20 protein-coding genes are annotated in these 22,166 nt (G+C 39.2%); 12 read left to right on the top strand and 8 right to left on the bottom strand.

Annotation, left to right across the window (positions count from 1 at the left end; all coding sequences use genetic code 11):
* Positions 1-100 precede the first annotated feature (100 nt).
* On the top strand, positions 101-733 hold the full coding sequence (locus FHK89_RS07380) for a thiol:disulfide interchange protein DsbA/DsbL (RefSeq protein ID WP_230658651.1): 633 nt from the start codon (positions 101-103) through the stop codon (positions 731-733).
* Positions 734-826: 93 nt separating this feature from the next.
* Here FHK89_RS07380 and FHK89_RS07375 read toward each other — a convergent pair whose 3' ends face one another.
* Entirely contained in the window at positions 827-1,357 is a 531-nt protein-coding gene (locus FHK89_RS07375; protein WP_230658649.1) for a hypothetical protein, read from the bottom strand.
* A 78-nt stretch (positions 1,358-1,435) separates the two neighbouring features.
* Positions 1,436-3,709 (bottom strand): DNA topoisomerase IV subunit A, encoded by a 2,274-nt coding sequence (gene parC, locus FHK89_RS07370; protein ID WP_230658814.1) that lies wholly within the window; start codon positions 3,707-3,709, stop codon positions 1,436-1,438.
* Positions 3,710-4,245: 536 nt separating this feature from the next.
* Here parC and FHK89_RS07365 point away from each other — a divergent pair.
* The 3 genes from FHK89_RS07365 to FHK89_RS07355 all read left to right on the top strand — a co-directional run bounded on the left by FHK89_RS07365 (position 4,246) and on the right by FHK89_RS07355 (position 8,051).
* Positions 4,246-5,127, top strand: coding sequence for a transporter substrate-binding domain-containing protein (locus FHK89_RS07365; protein ID WP_230658647.1), 882 nt, complete (start codon positions 4,246-4,248; stop codon positions 5,125-5,127).
* A gap of 374 nt (positions 5,128-5,501) precedes the next feature.
* On the top strand, positions 5,502-7,217 hold the full coding sequence (locus tag FHK89_RS07360) for an amidohydrolase (protein WP_230658646.1): 1,716 nt from the start codon (positions 5,502-5,504) through the stop codon (positions 7,215-7,217).
* A 42-nt stretch (positions 7,218-7,259) separates the two neighbouring features.
* Complete coding sequence (locus tag FHK89_RS07355; protein ID WP_230658644.1) at positions 7,260-8,051, top strand: glucose 1-dehydrogenase; 792 nt, start codon at positions 7,260-7,262, stop codon at positions 8,049-8,051.
* A 117-nt stretch (positions 8,052-8,168) separates the two neighbouring features.
* On the opposite strand, the gene FHK89_RS07350 is transcribed toward FHK89_RS07355, so the two are convergent.
* The 4 genes from FHK89_RS07350 to FHK89_RS07335 form a co-directional block, all read right to left on the bottom strand.
* Entirely contained in the window at positions 8,169-8,618 is a 450-nt protein-coding gene (locus FHK89_RS07350; RefSeq protein ID WP_230658642.1) for an Mpo1 family 2-hydroxy fatty acid dioxygenase, read from the bottom strand.
* A 71-nt stretch (positions 8,619-8,689) separates the two neighbouring features.
* Entirely contained in the window at positions 8,690-9,415 is a 726-nt protein-coding gene (pnuC, locus tag FHK89_RS07345; protein WP_230658640.1) for a nicotinamide riboside transporter PnuC, read from the bottom strand.
* A gap of 126 nt (positions 9,416-9,541) precedes the next feature.
* On the bottom strand, positions 9,542-10,672 hold the full coding sequence (gene nadR, locus FHK89_RS07340; RefSeq protein ID WP_268992939.1) for a multifunctional transcriptional regulator/nicotinamide-nucleotide adenylyltransferase/ribosylnicotinamide kinase NadR: 1,131 nt from the start codon (positions 10,670-10,672) through the stop codon (positions 9,542-9,544).
* Between the two features lie 47 nt (positions 10,673-10,719).
* Positions 10,720-11,793 carry a hypothetical protein gene (locus FHK89_RS07335; protein ID WP_230658636.1) on the bottom strand — a complete coding sequence of 358 codons (1,074 nt, stop codon included), beginning with the start codon at positions 11,791-11,793 and terminating at the stop codon, positions 10,720-10,722.
* Positions 11,794-12,127: 334 nt separating this feature from the next.
* Between FHK89_RS07335 and FHK89_RS07330 the strand changes: the two genes are divergently transcribed.
* From FHK89_RS07330 to FHK89_RS07315, 4 genes are all read left to right on the top strand, one after another.
* Positions 12,128-12,343, top strand: coding sequence for a PspC domain-containing protein (locus FHK89_RS07330; protein ID WP_230658633.1), 216 nt, complete (start codon positions 12,128-12,130; stop codon positions 12,341-12,343).
* A gap of 387 nt (positions 12,344-12,730) precedes the next feature.
* Positions 12,731-13,666: a glycine--tRNA ligase subunit alpha gene (gene glyQ, locus FHK89_RS07325; RefSeq protein WP_230658631.1), complete on the top strand. Its 936-nt coding sequence runs from the start codon at positions 12,731-12,733 to the stop codon at positions 13,664-13,666.
* 15 nt (positions 13,667-13,681) lie between these two features.
* A complete protein-coding gene (locus FHK89_RS07320) occupies positions 13,682-14,197 on the top strand; it encodes a hypothetical protein (protein WP_230658629.1) in 516 nt (171 codons plus the stop codon).
* Positions 14,190-14,729, top strand: coding sequence for a hypothetical protein (locus FHK89_RS07315; RefSeq protein ID WP_230658627.1), 540 nt, complete (start codon positions 14,190-14,192; stop codon positions 14,727-14,729). The genes FHK89_RS07320 and FHK89_RS07315 overlap by 8 nt, the downstream gene beginning before the upstream one ends.
* Here FHK89_RS07315 and FHK89_RS07310 read toward each other — a convergent pair.
* Positions 14,726-15,409 (bottom strand): hypothetical protein, encoded by a 684-nt coding sequence (locus tag FHK89_RS07310; protein ID WP_230658625.1) that lies wholly within the window; start codon positions 15,407-15,409, stop codon positions 14,726-14,728. The two genes, FHK89_RS07315 and FHK89_RS07310, sit on opposite strands and share 4 nt — an antisense overlap.
* A gap of 162 nt (positions 15,410-15,571) precedes the next feature.
* On the opposite strand from FHK89_RS07310, the gene glyS reads away from it, so the two are divergent.
* The 3 genes from glyS (at position 15,572) to FHK89_RS07295 (ending at position 19,369) form a co-directional block, all read left to right on the top strand.
* Positions 15,572-17,665, top strand: coding sequence for a glycine--tRNA ligase subunit beta (glyS, locus tag FHK89_RS07305; protein ID WP_230658623.1), 2,094 nt, complete (start codon positions 15,572-15,574; stop codon positions 17,663-17,665).
* A 229-nt stretch (positions 17,666-17,894) separates the two neighbouring features.
* Entirely contained in the window at positions 17,895-19,061 is a 1,167-nt protein-coding gene (locus tag FHK89_RS07300; RefSeq protein ID WP_230658621.1) for an AI-2E family transporter, read from the top strand.
* Between the two features lie 62 nt (positions 19,062-19,123).
* Complete coding sequence (locus tag FHK89_RS07295) at positions 19,124-19,369, top strand: hypothetical protein (protein ID WP_230658619.1); 246 nt, start codon at positions 19,124-19,126, stop codon at positions 19,367-19,369.
* A 186-nt stretch (positions 19,370-19,555) separates the two neighbouring features.
* Here FHK89_RS07295 and FHK89_RS07290 read toward each other — a convergent pair whose 3' ends face one another.
* A complete protein-coding gene (locus FHK89_RS07290; RefSeq protein WP_230658617.1) occupies positions 19,556-20,833 on the bottom strand; it encodes a sodium/glutamate symporter in 1,278 nt (425 codons plus the stop codon).
* 208 nt (positions 20,834-21,041) lie between these two features.
* Here FHK89_RS07290 and FHK89_RS07285 point away from each other — a divergent pair, with 208 nt between their 5' ends.
* A complete protein-coding gene (locus FHK89_RS07285; RefSeq protein WP_230658615.1) occupies positions 21,042-22,160 on the top strand; it encodes a hypothetical protein in 1,119 nt (372 codons plus the stop codon).
* Positions 22,161-22,166: the final 6 nt, after the last annotated feature.

Here is a 22,166-nt window from a genome sequence, read left to right as displayed (position 1 = left end):
AGTATTGTTATGATGCGACTGCAATAATAATAAGATATATTAAAAATATACAAAGTAATGATAAGCGATTGGCTGTCTTTTTTAGTATAAGGAAAAAACGATGAAAATTAGTCCCCAAAATGGTTTTGTATTGGCAGCTTTAGTCTCAGCAGTTGGTCTGGCTTCATTGCCTGCCGCGGCAGCAGAGTTTCAAGCAGGTAAAGATTACACCGTACTTGATAACCCAGAGACAATTGAAGGTAATAAAATCATTGTGCGTGAGTTCTTTTGGTATGGCTGTCCACACTGCTATAACCTTGAACCATTTATGCAAAAATGGGCAAAAACCAAACCCAGTGATGTGGTGTTTTTACAGTCACCAGCAGCCTTAAACCCAGTTTGGGAAGCTAATGCTCGTGGGTTCTATGCAGCACAGATGCTTGGCTATCATGACAAAACTCATGAAGCATTATTTTCTGCCATTCAAAAAGACGGCAAAAAGCTATTTGACCAAAACTCTTTGGCTAATTGGTATGCTTCACAAGGTGTAGATAAAAACAAATTCAACAGCTTGTATAATTCATTTGCGGTTAGTACCAAAGTGGGACGCTCTAAAGCAGGGGCTAAACGCTATCAATTAACTGGTGTGCCTGCTGTGGTGGTACAAGGCAAATATGTGGTGCAAGGTGAAGGCGCAAAAGTACCACAAGTGGTTGATTACTTAGTCAATAAAGTTCGTGATGAAAATAAATAGTAATAGTATTGTAATAACTAGTATTTTGGTGCAGTTGCTATTTATCTATTATTAAACCAGTTGGTGGTTGTTTGCCACTGGTTATATAGGTCATCATTTCTGTTTACTGGGTTGAGGGTTAGATTGACAAAGTCGTGAAAAGAGCTGTTTATCAACCACATCACTCATTGATAATGAGCGATTAGTACGCTCATCACTGGGGCTAGATGCGTCTGCATCTGTCTTAAAAGTTGCGTATACATCAATAAAATCTGCTGTTGGCTCAATTTTGGCAAACAGTTTGCGATTATAGGTAGTGATGGTTTGAGCTTGACAATCAATCGTTTGCTGGCTGGTCATATAAGGCTGGTATAATGGCATGGGGTAAATAGCAGTATAGTGCGATGGTAACGTGCTTGTTTTCATATTAATTTGATAACGAGCATTGTCTTGTTTAATGACGTTTTCAAAGTCAACAAACAGCTTAAATTCATCGCTTGGATCATTTTCATTGACCCAAACCCACTGTGATGTATTCTTTGCCGTCTTTTCTGACATGTGGGCTTGAGCTATTGGCATCGTTGTTATGGTTACCATATATGATATGGGCAACCATACTGACAAGGTAAATAGTAATTTATTCATTTGCCTGTGTAACTTTTTATTTATATTTTTACACATATCAGACTCCCTCTTAAACTATATTGTCCTTAAATGACATTCTTAAGCAATTGCAATGCCACTCACATTTTGAAAACCTCTGGGCAGTTGGCTACCACGATTGCCACGTTTACTGGTGTAGTTTGCCAAATCCATTGGTTTTAAGGTCACATGACGTTTGCCTGCGGTGATGGTTAAGCTATCGTCATGATACAGAGCAATAACAGCAACGACTTCTTCATCTTCTTTAAGATGAATCAGTTTATTGCCTTTACCACGAGCTTGCTCTGGCAGTTCTTCTAACGCAAAAATCAATAAATAACCGGCTGAAGTCACGACGGCAATTTGATCTTGTATGGGTGTGTCTGCTGTGCTACAAGCATCTGCGTCGTCTTTGTTGTCTGTTTGGGTTTTGATATCTACGGTTGCCACGGTCAGCAGATGCGCATCATCAGCAAAATTAATGATATTTTTGCCTGCTTTTTGGTTGGTATCAAGGTTGCCAAGCTGATTGATAAAACCATAACCTTGTGAGCTGGCAAGGATAATGCGTTGCTCATTATCGCCTGCTAATAGCTGTTCAAATCTTGCACCTGAGGGTGGTTTTAATACACTGGTCAATGGGTCACCTTGTCCTCGAGCTGAAGCGAGGGTATGGGCATCAATACTATAGCTACGTCCTGTACTATCCAGAATATAGACTTTTTCATTTGATTTACCATGTACATGCGCTTGATAGCCATCGCCTGAGCGGTAACTCATACCTGCGGCATCAACATCATGTCCTTTGGCAGCTCGTATCCAGCCTGCTTTGGATAAGATGGCTGTGATGGGCTCACTGGGTACAAGATCGGATTCTTTTAGTGCTTGTGCTTCGGCACGCTCGACCACAGGCGATTGGCGGTCATCGCCATGCGTTTTCATATCTGCTGTCAGCTCATCAATCATCAGCTTGGTGAGACTATCAGGATTGTCCAAACGCTCTTGAATCAATGCGCGTTCTGCTTCGAGTTCGTCTTGCTCACGGCGCAGCTCAATCTCTTCGAGTCTTGCTAATTGACGCAGACGAATGTCCAAAATGGCATTGGCTTGTGCTTCTGTTAACTCATAACAAGTCATCAGCTCAAGCTTGGGGTCGTCCTCTTCGCGAATAATACGAATCACTTCATCAATATTAAGATAAGCAATAAGCAAACCTGCCAAGATGTGCAAGCGTTTGTCGATTTTATCGAGTCGATATTGCAAACGGCGGGTGACTACATTACGGCGACTCTCAAGCCATTCACTTAATATCTCTTTCAGGTTTTTTACCTGTGGTTTGCCATTTAAACCAATCATATTGAGGTTGACTCGATAGTTGCTTTCTAAGTCCGTACTGGCAAATAGATGGCTCATTACTCTATCGACATCGACTCGGGTGGAGCGCAGCTCTAACACAATACGACACGCATTTTCATGATCTGATTCATCATGAATGTCAGTCACCCACGGCAGCTTTTTATCAAGCATTAATTTGGCAATCTGCTCTTGGATTTTGCTGCCAGAGACTTGGTAGGGTAGGGCATCAACGATCACCAGATTCTTTTGTTTTTTATCAATATGGTAGGTGGCACGCATTTTATAACTGCCACGCCCTGTCTCATATATCTTTTGTAAGTCTTTTTTATTAGTAATGATTTCAGCGAAGGTAGGTAAATCGGGTGCAGGAATAGATTGGGTGATTTGCTTAACCGATAGCTCAGGGTTTTTCAGCAGGCGAATGGCAGCACGTACCACCTCAGTTAAGTTGTGTGGTGGAATGTCAGTTGCCATACCTACAGCAATACCGGTTGTGCCATTAAGCAAAATATTGGGCAAGCGGGCAGGCAAGGTGACTGGCTCTTGCATTGAGCCATCAAAGTTATCTTGCCAATCTACCGTGCCTTGCCCCAGCTCAGTGAGTAAGGTATTGGCATAGGCAGACATTTTTGCTTCGGTATAGCGCATGGCAGCAAAGGATTTTGGGTCATCAGGACTGCCCCAGTTGCCTTGCCCTGTAATCAGCGGATAGCGATAGCTAAACGGCTGTGCCATCAGTACCATGGCTTCATAGCAAGCGGTATCGCCATGTGGATGATATTTACCCAAAACATCCCCCACTGTACGGGCAGATTTTTTTGGTTTGGCATTGGCTTTTAGCCCAAGCTCGCTCATGGCATAGACAATCCGCCGCTGCACAGGTTTTAGTCCATCGGCAATGTGCGGTAAGGCTCTGTCCATGATGACGTACATGGCATAGTTGAGATAGGCTTTTTCGGTAAACTCAGCAACTGAGCGAGTATCCATATTTGTATTCATCAGCGTATTGGATTGGCTAGTAACATTATTAGCATGAGTAGCTTTGACTTCGGACATACAGATGACTTCACTTAATAAAAATAAGACAGAGCTATCCTAAAGGATATTGGCAAAATATAAAAGCCCAGTTCGGTAGCTTACGACATTGTTTGTCGTATATTATTTGTCATCTATGCTTTGTCATCTATCGCTTTCTTATCGGTAGATGGTCAGACAGCTTTATTTATGCTTGAACATGTTTCCTTATTCAGCTTTTTTTCTTACACTATTAACGAACTATAGATTTCATCAATTTGAAACAATTTATTCAATATGATGCAAGTGGCATTTTTTTAGTAGTATCATGTCAGGTAAGCATTTGACTTACTGGTAAAATATGAAAGTATCTTATTAGATTAATTATATTAATATAGAGCCATTCATACTCAGATATATTAAGTTTTATCTTCTGTTACTCACTCATTTTTGTATCATTATTCACCTATTTTCTTTGTTTCCCTTATTTTATCGTTACATTATTACTTTAAGGTATGACTATGCAGCTTACAATAAATAACTCAACAAATGGCTGGTTGACACAACTGCCTAAAATATTATGCAGTATTTCCTTAACCCTACTTTGTTGTACTGCGTGTGATCAACAAGCAGATGAGGAAGCGGCTACGGCTGGCCTACAAACTTTTGATACCACCTATCGAGTCGTTACCAATGCCAGCTATCCACCTTTTGAGGATTTGGATGCAACTGGTAATGTTATTGGTTTTGATGTTGATTTATTGGAAGCCATTGGTCAAGAAGAGGGCTTTAATGTAACCTTTGAATCCCGTCCTTGGGTTGTATTGTTTGATGATTTAAAAAAAGGGCAAGCTGACATCATTGCTTCATCAGTATGGATTACAGATGAGCGTAAACAAAACTACGGTGTTTCTAATCCTTACTATCAATCCCCCATGTCTTTGTTGACCTTACAAAGTGATACCCAAACGCTTCCAGATAAATACACAGATATTAAAGACCAGACGATAGCCGTTGCAATTGGTGGTGAAAATGATGCTTTTTTTGAAAAGTTTTTGAGTGCTAAAAACCAAAAGCTGACCAGTAAAAGTAGCTATGTTGCCTTACAAAATTTGATGACTGATAAAGCCCAGTATGTCTCTGATGCCCAAGTACGTTTAGATCATAATATTCACTTGTATAAAAGTCAGTTAAATGAAGGGGAGTCATTTGTGATAGTGAATGATCCTCAGTTTCCTGTTTGGGAATGGGGTATTCTGGTTAAAAAGAATAACGTCAAGCTGCTTGATAAAATCAATAGTGGTCTAGAGAAAATACAACAAAATGGTACTTATGATAAGATTTATGAAAAGTGGTTTCATGAAAAACCCGCATCAGCGATACCCAGTACAGCTACAAACTAGAGTTCTGTTGAACATTCATCTTCATAGGAAAAATTGAGATACTGATTTTAACAAGCAGTGTCTTAATCAAGGCAATGAACGCAGGTAGCTCTTGTTAATAACAGCAGGGATATTAACCAGTTCATTAACGCTTTATTATGCGAATTTAGCCAATTTTTACCTGAAAGTAAAAAGTAGCCGTATCCCTTGTAGATATTAGCCTAACGGGGTGAAAGTTCAACAGAACCTATAGCTTAATGGTAGTGCTTGTTTTTCTTGATAGGTTCATTATTCAAAATGGTATAATAATCTCTATTGATTAATATGAATAAATAATTCTTAAAAATAAAAATAACGTTATAATAAATTTTTAACTTAATTATAAGGATAATTATATGACTATGACAGATGGATCATCTTCTTGCAATAAACAACTAAAACAACCACCCACCCTATATCACAATGGACATATCCTTACCATGGAAGGCGACAGCCCACAATATGCCCAATCTCTCGTTACCCAAGCAGACAAAATCATTTACGTTGGTGATTTAGCAGATGCCAAAGCCACCTACCCACAAGCGACCTTAATTGACCTACACCAGCAAACCCTATTGCCCGCCTTTATCGACCCACACAGCCATTTTGCCTTAGTTTCCAATACCATGGGGCAAGTTAACTTAAGTCCACCACCAATTGGGCAAATCAGCACCATTGATGAGATGATGCAGGCAGTGAAACAGTACAAAATTGATCAGCAAATCGCTGACGGTGAGTGGATATTTGGTTGGGGCTATGATGACAACGAGTTGACCCCAGCACGCCACCCAACCAAAGATGAGATTGACGCCGTATTACCCAACAACCCTGTATATCTACAACACACCAGCGGACACATGGGCGTGGCAAACTCCAAAGCCCTTGCTTTTATGAACATCACCGCCGACACCCCAAACCCCGAAGGTGGTAACATCGCTCATTATGATGGCAGTAAAGAGCCAAATGGCTTGGTACAAGAAACCGCCATGTATCCCTTTATGCGTCACATGCTTGAGCTATTTGCCCCAAAGCAGGGTGATTTTTTTATGCAAACCCAAGATTATTACATCAAACAAGGTGTCACCACCGCCCAAGACGGCTCAACCCCTCGTGATACCTTACATTTTTTCCAAGCTCAAGCAGACGCAGGCAAGCTAAAAATCGACCTTGTGGCATTAGCAGGGGTCAGCGATTTGGACGAAAATTTGGCGGATAATCAACTAAAATGGCAACACTACCAAAACGGCTTTAAAATCCAAGGCACTAAAATCATCGCTGATGGCTCACCGCAAGGCAAAACTGCTTACTTTACCAAGCCTTATCTTAGCAATATCCCAAGCTGTGGCTGTGGCGGTCACGCCCGAGGCATGCCCAGCCTGCCCCAAGAGCAGATAAACGATATGTTTTACAAAGCCTATCAGCATGACAATCAACTGTTTATCCATAACAACGGTGACGCCGCCACCGACATGATTATCACCGCCCATGAGTATGCTTGCCAAAAATTAAACCAACCTTTAGACAAAGACCGCCGTACCATTGCCGTTCATGCGCAATTTATCCGCCCTGACCAACTCAAAAAACTACAACAATACAACATTCAACCCTCATTTTTTACCAATCACGCCTTTTTTTGGGGTGACGTGCATGTCAAAAATCTCGGCAAAGAGCGTGCCTACTCTTTAAGCCCGATGGCAAGTGCCCACAACATGGGCTTTAAATACACCAACCATTCAGACGACACCGTCACCCCTGTTAACCCCTTATTATCGGTATGGACAGCGGTCAACCGTACCTCACGCTCAGGGCAAATCATCGGTGCAAACGAACGCATTACCCCTTACCAAGCCCTAAAAGCGGTCACCGAGCACGCCGCTTATCAATACTTTGAAGAAGACAGTAAAGGCACATTGACTGTCGGTAAAGTTGCTGACTTAGTGATATTAGATAATAATCCACTTGCCGTACCAGCCGACCGCATCAAAGACATTAAAGTAATGCAAACCATCAAAAATGGAGTAGTGATTTATGATAGTTATGGCCCTAATGAACATATAAAAACCAATAATTAATTATTAATAACCCAAAAGACCAACACACAAGGAGTATGTATCATGGTGAAATTTGAAAAAAAGTCATTTAATGAATTATTTGATTTATCAGGCAAAACAGCCATCGTCACAGGTGGTGCTAATGGTATCGGTAAAGCCACTGCCTTAAGATTGGCACAAGCAGGGGCGAATGTGGTGATTGCTGACTTAAACTTGGACGATGCCAAGCAAGTAGTCACAGAGATTGAGAGTTATGGTGTCAAAGGCTTGGCAGTAACCTGTAATATCTTAAAAGATGAGGATTTGGTAGGCTTGGTGGATAAAACCATTGAGACCTTTGGTGCACTCAATATATTAATTAGTAATGCTGGTGGTGGTGGTGGCGGTCGAGAAAACCCTTTAAAACTTGATGTTGATAACTTCCGTCGTGATTTTGAGTTAAATGTCTTTAGTGGCTGGCGTTTGTGTCAGCTATGTGTGCCACACATGAAAGAATCTGGCTATGGCTCTATTGTCTTTACCACCTCAATGGCAAGTATTGATAGAAGCCCGAATATGAGTGGGTATGCTTCCTCAAAAGCTGCCATCAATCATATGGTTGCAAACTTGGCTCATGATTTTGGGCCTGAAGTTCGTATCAATGCTGTCGGTCCTGGTGCGACACGAACCCATGCCCTAGAAACGGTGCTTACGCCAGAGATTGAACAAAAAATGCTGGCGCATACCCCCATCAAGCGATTGGGTGAGCCTGATGATATTGCTGGAGCTATGCTGTATTTTGCCGCACCGATTTCCACTTGGGTCAGTGGTCAGACTTTATTTGTTAATGGTGGTGGTGACCAGACACTAGATTAAATTATCCAATAACTTTTATTTGTAAGCGTAATTACTTCTCAAAAGTACGAGTAAAATTAATTGATAAATGCAAAAGTATGTCATCATTTTGTGGTGGCATACTTTTTTTATGGCAGGTTATTCTGCTGGCTGTATATTATGCCCCATAAGACTTGCTGCAAGCCAAGCAGGACCAATCAACAAAAATTGTAAATCTTCAAAAAATGAGGGTTTTTTACCTTCAAGTTTGTGTCCAATAAACTGACCAATCCAAGCCAGCACAAATAATGCCGCCCAAAATTTAAATCCAACAGGCAGAAGAGTGATTAAAGCAAAACAGAACAACATAAAAATGCCCATCGCCAAAAATAGGGGAGCCGAGAGACGAATATAAAACAATAAAACCAGTGCAGAGAGTATTAGGGTAAACCACACCGAAAAGGAGACAGACATACCTGCAATACAGGTAAATATGATAGGAACACAAAGCCAATGGATTTTTTTATTAATGGGGTGTTGATGGCTGACCGCATAGTCTGCCAGCCACTGCTCAAGTGAGCGTTGGGATTTAAAAAATGAACGAGCCATATTAACCTCCTTGTTAATATACGGACAATTTATGTATGGTACATTGAAAACGTACTAAGTTGGATATTTTGCTAAGCTAGGATTTCGTTATCATCTTGTTCATTACGGTACCATTCATATAGACCTACAATGGCGTTGACCTGATAGACCATGGTTTGAATGGCAAAAATATAGTTGCCTGTAATTAAGTTGACTGATAACCATATTACATTGGATAAAATCCATAGCCACCAACTAAAGGCATAACGCATAATCATGGTTGCTTGTGCGGTAATGGCAACCACAAAAGCTGCTACGTTTAACCAATAAAACTGGTCATTATCAATGTTTAAAAATTGATATTCGTTCATTAAATTATTGACATAAGGAAATAAAAATAAGCCAATAATAATAAACGCAATCGCTGCTAACCACACCAGTTTATTGGCAGATTGTGGCACCATTTGCCCATCACCATCACTGTGCTTGCTCCAATAAAATAATCCCGCCACATGTGTGGTTGAGTTAAACGCAGGTGTCAGCATCAAACCAACCGCTCCAGAGGTAAACTGAACAATAATCTCGCCTATATTTGCTAATAATCCCAGACCATTGCCCAGAATGTTTTTACGAAATGACAGCGATACCACACACAACAGACCAATAAAAGACACACCCAAATAAAACCAGTCTAATCCTGTATGTTGTGTAAACTTCCAAAATCCTATTGATAGCGCAATGACACCAGCGACAAACCAGCCAATCGTCCATTGCACCGCCCACTTTCCAGTAATGTTATCTAACAGTTGAATGCGCATTCCATTCCTCACTTAAAAATAATGGATTAAAATCCGATAGTTGGTTTATCAAAATCATAAGTATTTTGTTATTTTGTTGATAATAGCAAATTATAAAAAAAGGCGTTCATGTTATCGTGTTAGCTCTTAGTAATGATAAATGTGTTGATTGATATAAGTGATGGCCTTCTGATAACGCTCGTCATAGTTAGGGCTACTGATACGATGTGGCTGTATCTGATGACGTGCAAAAATATCACTGAGGCGTGCCTCGAATCGCTCGCGTGCATCGATACTGCCAAGGGAGCGCATACCATCGTCCACCCATGGGGTGTTATTGGCTAAAAATAGGGTATGGTCAAAGCGAAACTCATCAATACAAGCACTGACAAAAGGGTGAGTACGTCCTTCATATTCTTCACAAAATGCTTGCGTGGTCACAAAGTCAGTATCGACAAAAGTGACAGGGGCAGGTGCACGATATTTAGCCACTCGCACCGCTTCGGCATGGTCAAGGGTAATCGGTGCATAGTCACTATATTGTAGTCCCACCTCACTGCCACCTAAGTCTGTGCCAACATAGAGTCGCCCCATCTCTAGAGCAAAACTTGCACCATAGTAGTTTGCTAATTTGTGCACCAGTGTGGTTTTGCCTGAGCTTTCACCACCGACGATGGCGACGGTTTTGGTATAGTTACTGCGGGCTTCGGGGTGGATTTTATCCCAATGCGCCACAGGATTTTGCGCAATATCAAATGAATTAAATTCTGCTTGCCTTGGTGTGGTGGCAATGGGTAAATATAACTCTGTATATTGTGAGGCTTGTGCCAATGGGTGGTTTTCGGCAACGAATAGCTGTGCTTGCTCCGTTTCAGACAATCCCAAACCTGAGATAAGATGTTTTAGCTTGGCATTGCTTTTATGCACATCAATGTGTGCGGTATCAAAGCGGTCATGTACAGGCAGCATAATCTCATCACTGGTGTGAATCTCGATAAAGGGCAGCTCAGCACAGGCAAGCTGTAACCAACGTGCTTTATCTTGTAGGGTCACAGGGTAGTTTGGGTTGGGGGCAGGGTGTGGGGTGATGATGATGTGTAGGGTTTTAACCTGTCCTGATGCGTGCAGAATACTACGCATCTGCCCGAGGTGAAACGGCTCAAAGTGTCCAATCATTATACCGATGCTGGCTAAGTTTGTATGGTCTGTCATGGGTATTTCCTTATATTTGTGGTTGATTTTATGGCTGATTTTATGGTTAGTTATGACTACTTGCAATGAGGGTTTTTTATTTTTGCTTTTTCATCTATTTTTATTTATTACGGTTACTGTTGTTTTATCTTTGCGTTAGCTAATGAGGAGTCTGGGATAATGACATCACCCAAATAACCATGATAAATGGTTATTTGATACATTTGCTCTTTTTGTAATGCAAAATTGAGCTTCTGACCATAGACGGTAAAATACTTTGGCATTGATGGTAACTGCTCACTTTCCCATCGCTGATAGTTATATGATATATCTTGGCTTTTTAGTGTCGCTGTGATGGTTGTTGTTGGTAGATGTCCTTGTGTCACTTGGTATTCATTGATGAGCATCACAATATTGGTCGCTAATAAAAATAATAGTGCAGGAATTAAGGAATACCATAAAGATATGGTTTCGTTTTTTTGTTGTTCTAAGGAGGTTTTATCAGACTTTTTGACAACTGTTTCAGCAATTAATAATAAAAAAATAAATGCCAAAAGCCCCCATAATTGATAGTTAATATGCACCATTTGTTTGGCAAATATGGATAGTAATAATAAAACAACCAATAACTGATTGATTCTCATTGCCCGTTTTAGCTTTTTTTCATAATACTTTATTTGGGTGATGTCTGAAGTGCAGTCAAACTTACCTTTGATATCAAGGTTTGGTACTCGTTTTTGTAAATCTGCGATTAGTTGGGGTAAACATTGACATTCATCGCTTGAAATATGAAACTTCAAAGTTTGATAATCTGTGACAAACATATCATTACGGCGTTGATAAATACGCACATGTTGCGTCTCCTTTTCACCTTGTTGAATCTCAATAATAGGAGGAAGCTTATCCGTCAGTGGCATACTTTTAACGCGAATACTCGCAAAATAATAACTTAGCCTATCCACACTTAACTGCCAATAGTCCTTTGCTAAAAAAAACCACACCAGTAGCAATAATAATAGTAGCCATGCCCACCATATACCATGCTGTAGTTTACTTAAAAAAGCCATAAATAAAAATTGTGTGGTATCTTTTTGCATATATAGCATGATAAGTATAAAAGCACTTGAAGAATAATGATTATGATTATATTGCTTATCATACCGTATGCTTTTGGGGCGATTAGTATATGTGGTCGGGGGTGTTGACATAGTTTTGCTATCCTAGTTTATAATTATTATTGTCTTTTTATTATAATTTATAATAGTATTTAATTATAAATGAAAAATAATTTCCTTGAAATATCTTGAAATATGTTTATTAAATCAATAGATTATAAATAGATAAGGATAGATTGATGTAAGCTAAGTTAGCATAACATGACAAACTTTGAGTAAATAGTGTACAGTTTTAGTAATAATGAGTAATAAATAACCTCTATCATGACGCTAATGATTGAAAACAACTGTAAATCCCCTCATATCAGTTTATAAGAATGTGACATTATCCTTTAACCCCTTATCATGGATTTTTTAGGAGATTATAATGAACAGACTGGTTAGGTTACACCGCTCACGCAACCATCGTATGATTGCAGGCGTTATGGGTGGTATTGCCGAATATCTTGGTTGGTCGCCCACCTTGACTCGAATTTTGTTTGTCGTTGTCTCGACAGCAAGTGCGGCTGTGCCTGGTATCTTAATCTATATCATACTTTGGCTTATTATGCCTAATGCAACCGCAGCTTCCTATCAAGCATAATGAGTAGTATTTAGTTACGATATTATCTAATTATTAAGTTAATATATATTGTAAGCATGATAAAAATCTGCTTTAATTAACCTTAATAAATACTAAGTTAAACTAATATTTTGAATAACTGCTTTCCTCCTACCCAGATTCCTCCTATCTGGGTATTTTTTTGTCAGCTCACTTTATCTCTATAAATTTTGTCTCTATAAATAAAGAAACTACACTATACTATGGATAAAATTGCCATTTTTTAGTAAGGTGAGCAGTAAATTAATTACCTAATATTTGTGCAGATTTCCTGCACAAATATTGACCTATTTTAAGCTTTATTTATTTTCATTAAATTTTATTGAGTTTTAATAAATCAAACCTAACGAAACCAACAGTGATGTAACTATGACTTTTCAAGAACTAATTTTAACTTTACAAAACTACTGGGCAAGTAAAGGCTGTGTGGTGTTGCAGCCCTATGATATGGAGGTGGGTGCAGGCACGTTTCATACAGCCACCTTTCTGCGCTCATTAGGTCCTGAAATTTGGAACGCTGCCTATGTACAGCCTTCTCGCCGTCCCACTGATGGACGCTATGGCGATAACCCCAACCGTTTGCAACATTATTACCAGTTTCAAGTGGTGCTTAAGCCCAATCCAGCCAATATCCAAGAGCTGTATTTAGAGTCGCTCAAAGCGATTGGTATCGACCCACTGGTTAATGATGTGCGTTTTGTCGAAGACAACTGGGAGTCGCCAACGCTTGGTGCGTGGGGACTTGGTTGGGAAGTGTGGCTTAACGGTATGGAAGTCACCCAGTTTACCTATTTTCAGCAAGTCGGTGGTATCGAGTGTTTCCCTGTGACAGGTGAGATTACTTACGGGCTTGAGCGTTTGGCGATGTACATTCAAGGCGTGGATAGTGTCTATGATCTTGTGTGGACAGATGGTGAGTTTGGTACGGTGACGTATGGCGATGTGTTTCATCAAAACGAAGTGGAACAATCAACCTATAATTTTGAACATGCCGATGTGCCGAAGATGTTTGAATTATTTGATTTTTATGAGCAGCAAGCCGATAAACTGGTGGCAGCAGGATTGCCTTTGCCTGCGTATGAAATGGTACTTAAAGCCAGCCATACCTTTAACTTGCTTGACGCTCGTGGGGCGATCTCGGTGACAGAGCGTCAGCGGTTTATTCTGCGAGTACGCACATTGGCTCGCAAAGTGGCGTTAGGCTATGTCGAAGCCCGGGCAAAATTGGGCTTTCCATTGGCGGATGAGGCGCACCGAGAGGCAGCGTTAGAGAAGTATTTGCCGAAAGAAGAGGCAGAAAAATAAAAAAGGAGAGGGGGGATGGCGACAACATTTGATGAGTTTATCCAAGAGTTAGAGCAAGAGGTAGATAATCAGCCAGAGATTAATTGGGATGCTAAAAAACAATCATGGTTGAATTATTTAGACCAGTTTTATACTCAAATTAAAAATTATCTGCAACCTTATATTGAGAGGGGAGCAATAAAACTAAAAGAAGAGACTATTGAAGTTCATGAAGAATATATTGGTCAATATTCAGTAAATCAACTAATACTGACTTTGGGACGAGAGACTGTCTATTTAATTCCTAAAGGGACTAATTTAATAGGTGCTAAGGGACGAGTAGACATGAATAGCTCAAAAGGAAATGTACGTTTTGTATTAGTAGATAAAAATAGTCATAAGCCAGCTTACTCTTATCTAGATTTGCCACGAACCGATAACTATGATCCAGAATGGGTTTGGAAAATTGCTACGCTACCCCCTAATATAAATTTTTATGAGTTAACCCAAGAAAGCTTTCAAGATGCTTTGATGGAAGTGGTTAATGGCTAGACAGAAAAAGGTCAGTTTATCAGGGAGACATCCTGATATATCAAGGATAAGCACACAATATGAAGAAACAACCAATGCCATAAATCTATATTTTTCTACAGACAACCTAAATTTTAATAAACTTTTTTTGGGTTGGACGATACAAGAAGTACAGCAGCGTAAAAATACAGTTCAACAAGAAAATGAATTAGCACTTTCATTGATGTTGTTATCAGCTTTGGAAGCAAGGTTTCGTATTGATTATATAGCAAGGAATACTCTAAAGCTCAAGGATGAGTTATCGCGCGCATTTAGAGAGATGGCAAAAGCTAAAGGCAATAGAGTATCGCTTGAAGATGAGATATTAGAGTATTGGAAAGCATATTCTGAGGTAAATAACCATCTTATCGGTCAAGTTAAGTCTGCTTTTCTATATCGGCATTGGCTAGCACATGGCCGCTATTGGGTACCAAAACTGGCACAGCCATATGATTTCTATAGTTTACAGACTTTATGTGAGCTGGTTATGGATACGTTTGACCTTCAGCATTAGTTTGCTAATCGATAAGCAGAACGTGGCGGAAAATCGCTTGGCAACTCACGCCCATATACTTCACTACAGTCATGATTGCTAGGCTTTTCTTGAGTGCTTTTAACTAAGCGAAAATCAGGCGATTTTTGGTAAATATGAGAAACTACCTTAATGGCATCGTGTACTTCAGATTGGCATTTGCTGTCATTAGTGATGTAGGTCATTTGGTTTGAGTTTGACTGGGAATTTGGCTGCGTATAAGCCAAATAAAAAAAGCCATCTGGATTGACCACAATTCCTGATATTAGACCTAAACCATCATCATAAGATTTAAAGTTATTATTTTGGCGAGCTTCGTAATATTTGCTACCATTTTTTAAGGTACTGGTGGCATTAAAATAAACCACATTGTTATAAAAGTTTTTGTAATCTTGGGGTGGTAGGGCAGATTTTAGCCAGTTTTTTGTGCTGTCACTTAACAAAAACTGTTCTGCTTCTTTATCGTTCATATTTTTGGCTATTTTATCAGTGATGTGATCAATGGCTGCTTGCTGTTTGGCGTCATTATCATAGCTATCATAATTATCATTGCTATTATAGTTGTGATGGTTTGTTGATAAGTTAGCACAGCCAGATAGCGTTGCCGATAAGGTAGCGATTGTTATCAATGGTAATGTCAAAGACTTGCTTATCTTAGTCATATAGTGACTCATTTTAGTTATTTCTTTTAATATGCTGATTTGCAAAACTTTATTCTAATATGTGTCTGTCGTAAACTTTTTATTTGTGCAGATTTGTTATAATCACCCCCATCATTATTTAATCAGTTATTTAATCATTTTATTAAAATACAAGAGAATCCCATGACCACCATCTTATTTGAACTTGGCTGCGAAGAGTTGCCACCAAAAAGCTTAAAACCATTACGTGATGCTTTGCAATCTAGCGTTGAAACTCAGCTTAAAGAGGCACAAATTGATTATCAAAGCATCAAAGCCTTTGCAGCTCCCAGACGGCTTGCCATTCAGATTGAAGGCATCGCTGATAAACAACCTGATAGAGTAGAGCAAAAAAGAGGGCCGGCATTAAAAGCAGCCTATGATAGCGAAGGAAATCCTACCCGAGCCGCTCAAGGTTTTGCTCAAGGTTTGGGTATTGATGTTAGTGAGCTGATTACCATTAACACGGATAAAGGCGATTATATTGGCTATGAGCAAACCATTCATGGACAAGCGGTAACTGAATTGTTACCTGCCATTTTCCAAAAAGCGCTTGATGAATTACCGATTGCCAAGCGTATGCGCTCAGGGGCAAGTCGAGAAGAATTTGTGCGTCCTGTAAAATGGCTAGTATTGATGCAAGATGATCAAGTCATTGATGCCACCATTCAAGGGTTAAAATCGGATAACAATACCTTAGGGCATCGTTTCCACTCAGCAGATAAGTACGAAATCACCCACGCCAAAGACTATGAAAGTGTGCTTGAGACTGCCAAAGTGGTTGCTGATTTTGATAAACGTCAACAGATAATTGTCGAGCAAGTCAATAAACTTGCCAGTGAAGTCAATGCCGCACCGATTATGCCACAAGATTTATTAGATGAAGTCACCGCATTGGTTGATTTGCCAGTGGCATTGCGAGCCAGTTTTGAAGAGCGGTTTTTGCAAGTGCCACAAGAAGCACTGATTTCGACCATGCAAGCGGATCAAAAATACTTTTGTTTGACTGACAATGATGGCAAATTGCAACCGTATTTTATCTTTATCAGTAACATTGAATCTAAAGACCCAAGTCAAGTGATTAGCGGTAATGAAAAAGTGGTGCGTCCTCGCTTGGCTGATGCTGAGTTTTTCTTTTTACAAGACCAAAAACAGCCATTATTTGCTTTGACTGAAAACCTTAAAACCCGAGTTTTCCAAGACCAACTTGGTACAATTTGGCAAAAGTCAGAACGTATCGCCAAATTATCAGCATTTATTGCCACCTTGCTAAAAGAACAAGGCAAAGATATTGATGTTGAGCAAGCGACGCGTGCAGGTATTTTATCCAAAGCTGATTTGGCAAGTAGTTTGGTTGGTGAATTCCCTGAATTGCAAGGGGTGGCAGGTACTTATTATGCGCGATTAAATGGTGAACCAACTGCGATTGCGGATAGTATTGAAGAGCAGTATTTGCCTCGCTTTAGTGGTGATAAATTGCCACAAACGCCGATTGGTATTTGCTTGGCATTAGCTGACCGTATTGATACCTTAGTGGGGATTTTTGCTATTGACCAAGCGCCGACAGGCTCAAAAGACCCGTTTAGCTTGCGTCGTAGTGCCATTGGTGTGCTACGCATTTTGATTGAAAATAAACTGCCGATTAATTTGATTGGATTGGTTGAGCAAGCCATCAAAAATTATAATGCTGATGGCGATAATAAAGTGGCTAAAATGGGTGAGACCTTTACCAATGTGATTGAGTTTATCAATTCACGTTATCGGGCAATGTATACCGAGCAAGGCGTCAGCGTGGATACCATTCAAGCAGTACAAGCCATTAATCCACACATGCCACTGGATTTTGACCAGCGTATCCGAGCAGTGCAAGCCTTCCGCGAACTACCACAAGCGGCAACATTGGCCGAAAATAACAAACGCGTTGCCAATATCTTGGCAAAAGCTGATGTCGAAGTGGCGGACAGTGTTAATGCTGATTTGCTGAATGAAACGGCTGAACAAAACTTATATCAAGCAGTTGTGACAGCACAGCAAACGCTTAATCCCTTGCTAGAAACTGCTGATTATCGTCAAATTCTGCAAACTTTGACCCAGCTTGCCGAGCCACTTACCGAGTTCTTTGATAATGTGATGGTCAATACGGACGATGCGCAGTTAAAAGCCAATCGTTTGGCTCTGCTTAAACAAGTTCGGGCATTATTTTTAACCGTTGCCGATGTGGGTGAATTGCAGATTTAGAGGTTTATAGTTATAGACATGATTGAGTTGTTCTATTAAGTTTTGACAAATTTATATTTGGTCGAAAATGTGATATCTAAAATTAGATATCACATTTTTTCATTGGCTTATAAAGTTGTAAGTAAAAATTACAAGCCGATATTATTCATTTTCATAAACCTAGTGCATAATAATTACTTCACTTTCTTCTGCTTGCCTTCACTTAATTATTTGCTTGGTTTATCCCACCATGATTGAAAATTGGACTAAAGAGCTGGTTATCCAGCGTCTGCTTGCCATTACCTTATTGGTCGTACTTTTTATCTTATGTTTTCAAGTCGTACAGTTTTTTATTGTGCCTGCATTGTGGGCGGCAATATTGGCGTATGTTACTTTTCCAATTTACAAATTTTTTCATCATAAGGTCAAATTTAGTCCTGATTTTAGCGCAGCCATCATGACGGTCACCATCTCTTTGATGATTGGTATACCTTTAGTCATTGGGGTTTTTATCCTACAACAAGAAGCAATCAGCTTATATACGACTTTAATTCATCGTATCAAAGTTGGCTATGTGGATTTGCCGGAGAGTATTAAAAATCTTCCTGTGATTGGGCAACAAATCAAAGACACACTTTGGGAGATTAATAAAGACCCCGAAGGTTCAATGGCGGCATTTAAAGCGTGGATAAACTCACACCTATATTATGGCAAAGTGGCTTTGGACGTGGTGTTAAGCTCGCTTGCCAAAATGGGTATGGCATTGATGACGCTATTTTTCTTTTATCGTGATGGTGTGAGTTTGGTGAAGCAAATTCGCCAAGCATTGCGTAATATCATTGGCAATCGTATTGATGACTATATTGACTCGGTAGGCGCGACCACACAAGCGGTGGTGTATGGCATTGGTCTTACCGCCTTAGCACAAGCGTTGCTGGCAGGTATTGGTTACTTTTTTGCTGGTGCGCCAAGTCCTATATTATTGACACTTATGACGTTTGTGATTGCTTTGATTCCATTTGGTACACCGTTTGCGTGGGGTGGGGTGTCATTATGGCTATTATCACAAGGGCATGCTACTGAAGGCATTGGTTTGGCATTGTGGGGCATATTTGTGATTAGTTGGGTGGATAATTTGATTCGTCCAATCGTGATTAGTGGCGCGACCAAAATTCCCTTTATTATCATCTTTATAGGCGTACTTGGTGGCTTAACTGCATTTGGTTTTGTGGGTTTATTTATTGGACCTGTGGTATTAGCCATTGGGCTTGCAGTATGGCGAGAATGGATTAGCCAGCATCACAATGAAATTTTTGCCCCCAAAGAGAAACTTTTAGATGATGAGCAAGTATTAGCAAATGTGCAAGGAGAAAATAAGATTGTGATGAATGAAAAGATGGGGAAAGAAGACAAATAACAAGGTAAATAGTAAGGCAAAGTTTTATCAATGTGATGCTTATACTGTAGGAGATATCTAATATGCTTTTGCTGGTCTGGATATTGGCGTTTTGTTTTATTAGCATATTAAATGCATGGATAGTGTTTTTTGGTGGTGCAAAGCGTGTGCAGGGGTGGCTGTCTATCTTTGTTGTCGGATTGGTGGCTTGGGATTGGAACGCTGAGCAAATCAAGCTATACGTTTTGATTACATGGTTTGGTATTACTCTATTGTTTTTATATGGCTTATTTAATAGTGACTTTAGAGCTGAATATTTGATGTATTAATAGTTAGAATTAAGTAGCTAAATTCAGCTATAACAGCCATAAATAGTGTCTATCTATTTGAATAACGTTTATTTGAATAAAATTGACGAATCACTAAATCATTAAAAAACGGGATAAACCATTATAAGTTTATCCCGTTTATTTATAATAATACGAATGATTTAGCTGCTTTAAAGGTGAGTCATATCACTGTAAAAATGGCATTTGGGTAAATATCTGCAAAATAGTGGCATTCACAATATCCACAAAAAATGCCCCCACCATTGGCACAATCAAAAATGCCTTATGCGATGTACCATAACGGTCAGTAACCGCCTGCATATTGGCAATCGCTGTTGGCGTTGCCCCCATACCAAAGCCGCAATGCCCTGCTGCCAGCACAGCGGAATCATAATCTTTGCCCATGACCCGAAAGGTAATAAAGTAAGCAAAGGCAGCCATTAATACAGTTTGTGCAACCAAAATTAATAACACAGGACCTGCCAAATCGGTCAACTCCCATAGCTTTAATGATAATAATGCCATTGCCAAAAATAGTGATAATGACGCATTACCAAGCACATCAATGGCTCTATCAAACATATCAAAATCAAAAATGGTCGTGAGCGTATTACGGATAATCACCCCACCGCCCAATGCCCAGACAAAAGTAGGCAACTCAAACCACGTACCTTTGGCAATCCCTGTCATCACATCAGCAAATGCCAATGCAGCGGCAAATAATGCCAAGGTTTCAATGGTTGATGAGGCGGTAATCAGACGGATATTATCTGGTTTTTCAAAGACTTCTTTATTGGCTCTGTCCTCGTTTTCATTATGTTGGGTGCTATATAATGACTGCTCACCTGCTAATTTTTCGACACTGCTTTGCTGCTCTGGTGTGGGTAACGGTTGAACGCCGAGCTTTTTAATCAAACGTTTGGCGACAGGACCTCCGATTAAGCCACCTGCCACCAAGCCATAAGTGGCACAGGCAATGCCCAGCGTGGTTGCCCCTGTAACGCCATACTTATCTTCTAACACAACTCCCCAAGCGCCTGCTGTACCATGACCACCTGTCAAGGCGATTGAGCCTGTCACCAAGCCAAGCAAAGGGTCTTGTCCAATCAGTGACATCAAACTGACACCGAGCAAATCTTGTAAGAAGATATAAGTGGATACAACCACCAAAAATATCATCAATGGCGTGCCACCTGCCTTGAGCCGCCCAAAATCAGCACTTAACCCAATGGAAGCAAAAAACATTAACATACATGCTGTCTGTAGCTCTTGCTGAAAGTTAAAGCTATAGCCAAAAAAAATATTTAACGCATAGACAATAATTGCCGCAACCAAGCCACCTGCGACAGGCTCAGGAATATTAAACTCTGATAAGAATTTAATCCGTTTGACCAAAAACCGCCCCAGTAGCAAAACAAGGGTTGCTAGAATCAGGGTATAGTACCCATTTAGTGTGATTTCCATATAAATTTTACCTTTACTTACAAGTAGTTATGAGCAGGTTGTAAAAACAAAGGCTTCAAATTAAATCACATTATTACTAAAAGTAAAGAGGGTTTTTGAGGGATAAATTTAGATAAAAGGTATGGGTGGGGAATAAATTTATTGCAATATATTTAAGATATTAATAACATATAATTTAATATTTATTTTTTATAATAAGGGTTAGTTCATGCAACACCAAGTGGCAACAGCAGAAGAGACAGAGGATAAGCTGGCTACCCAAACTTTTTATCAAAAGCCAAGTGCTAGTTATGTTGAAATTTTCCTGCTTTTAAGTTATATAGTGATGTTCTTATTATTCTATTTTGACATTAAAATAGGTGATTTAAAGTATGCCTTAGTTATTATATCAATGGCTATCATTGGATTTTTATATCCTGTTGTAAGAGTAAACTCTTTGGGAATAAAGATATATCGAGGGTTTGGTTTATGGTGTAATTATTCTTTATCTTGGGATGATGTAAAAAGTATAAATTTAGAGAATAATTTGGGTTATCTTTATAATGGAGATAGTGATGATTTAGTCATAAGATTTATTCTTTATAATAGAAAAGAGGATTTTAAACTACATGTAAGCGAATATCTTAAATCAAAAAATATTTTTTATAGTATTCTCAATAATAATAGAACTAAATTTACTTCTGTATTATATGAGTATCCAGAATTTTATGATGACAAAAAGGAGCTGTTTTATGAAATATGTTTAACTTGTATTTTTATTTTCTTATATATAATATTTATATCGTTTTTATATCTTCCTAGTATTAGTTATATACATATCGGTAGCTTAATACTTAATAAGTATTTTATGCCATCATTTGGTTATAAAGAATTTATCTTCTTCTTTTTTTTAAGTTCGTCATCATTAATTTTTAATGTATTATTTTCTGAACCATTTAAGCTTGAGAAGAGCAACATATCATTGTATGCTATTCTTTTGATATATGCTACATACTATTTAATTATACAAAGCCTGTATTTATATAATGAACAACACTCTCTAAAGTCAATGACTGCAAACTTTACTTATCAAGAGCAAACCAAAAGTTATCAAGACTGGCAAGCTCAAAATCTAACATTACATCAAAATAATAATGAGTTTTCTATCAAAAAATCCTCACCTATCGCCAACCCCAATCTTGAAGTGGGCAAAACCTACCAAATTCAAGTGTATCAAGGCAAATATAGTGATTATTTTATCAAGCCTGATGCTTTTTACCATGCTGTAGTGGTTGCTGATGGGGCTGGTAATATGGTTACTGATAGGATTGGCAATAAGGATAAGTAATCCTTA

Source organism: Psychrobacter sp. I-STPA10 (assembly GCF_021012795.1).
Taxonomy (GTDB): domain Bacteria; phylum Pseudomonadota; class Gammaproteobacteria; order Pseudomonadales; family Moraxellaceae; genus Psychrobacter.
Note: the sequence above shows the minus strand (reverse complement) of the source record. Positions and strands in the feature narration are given on the sequence as shown.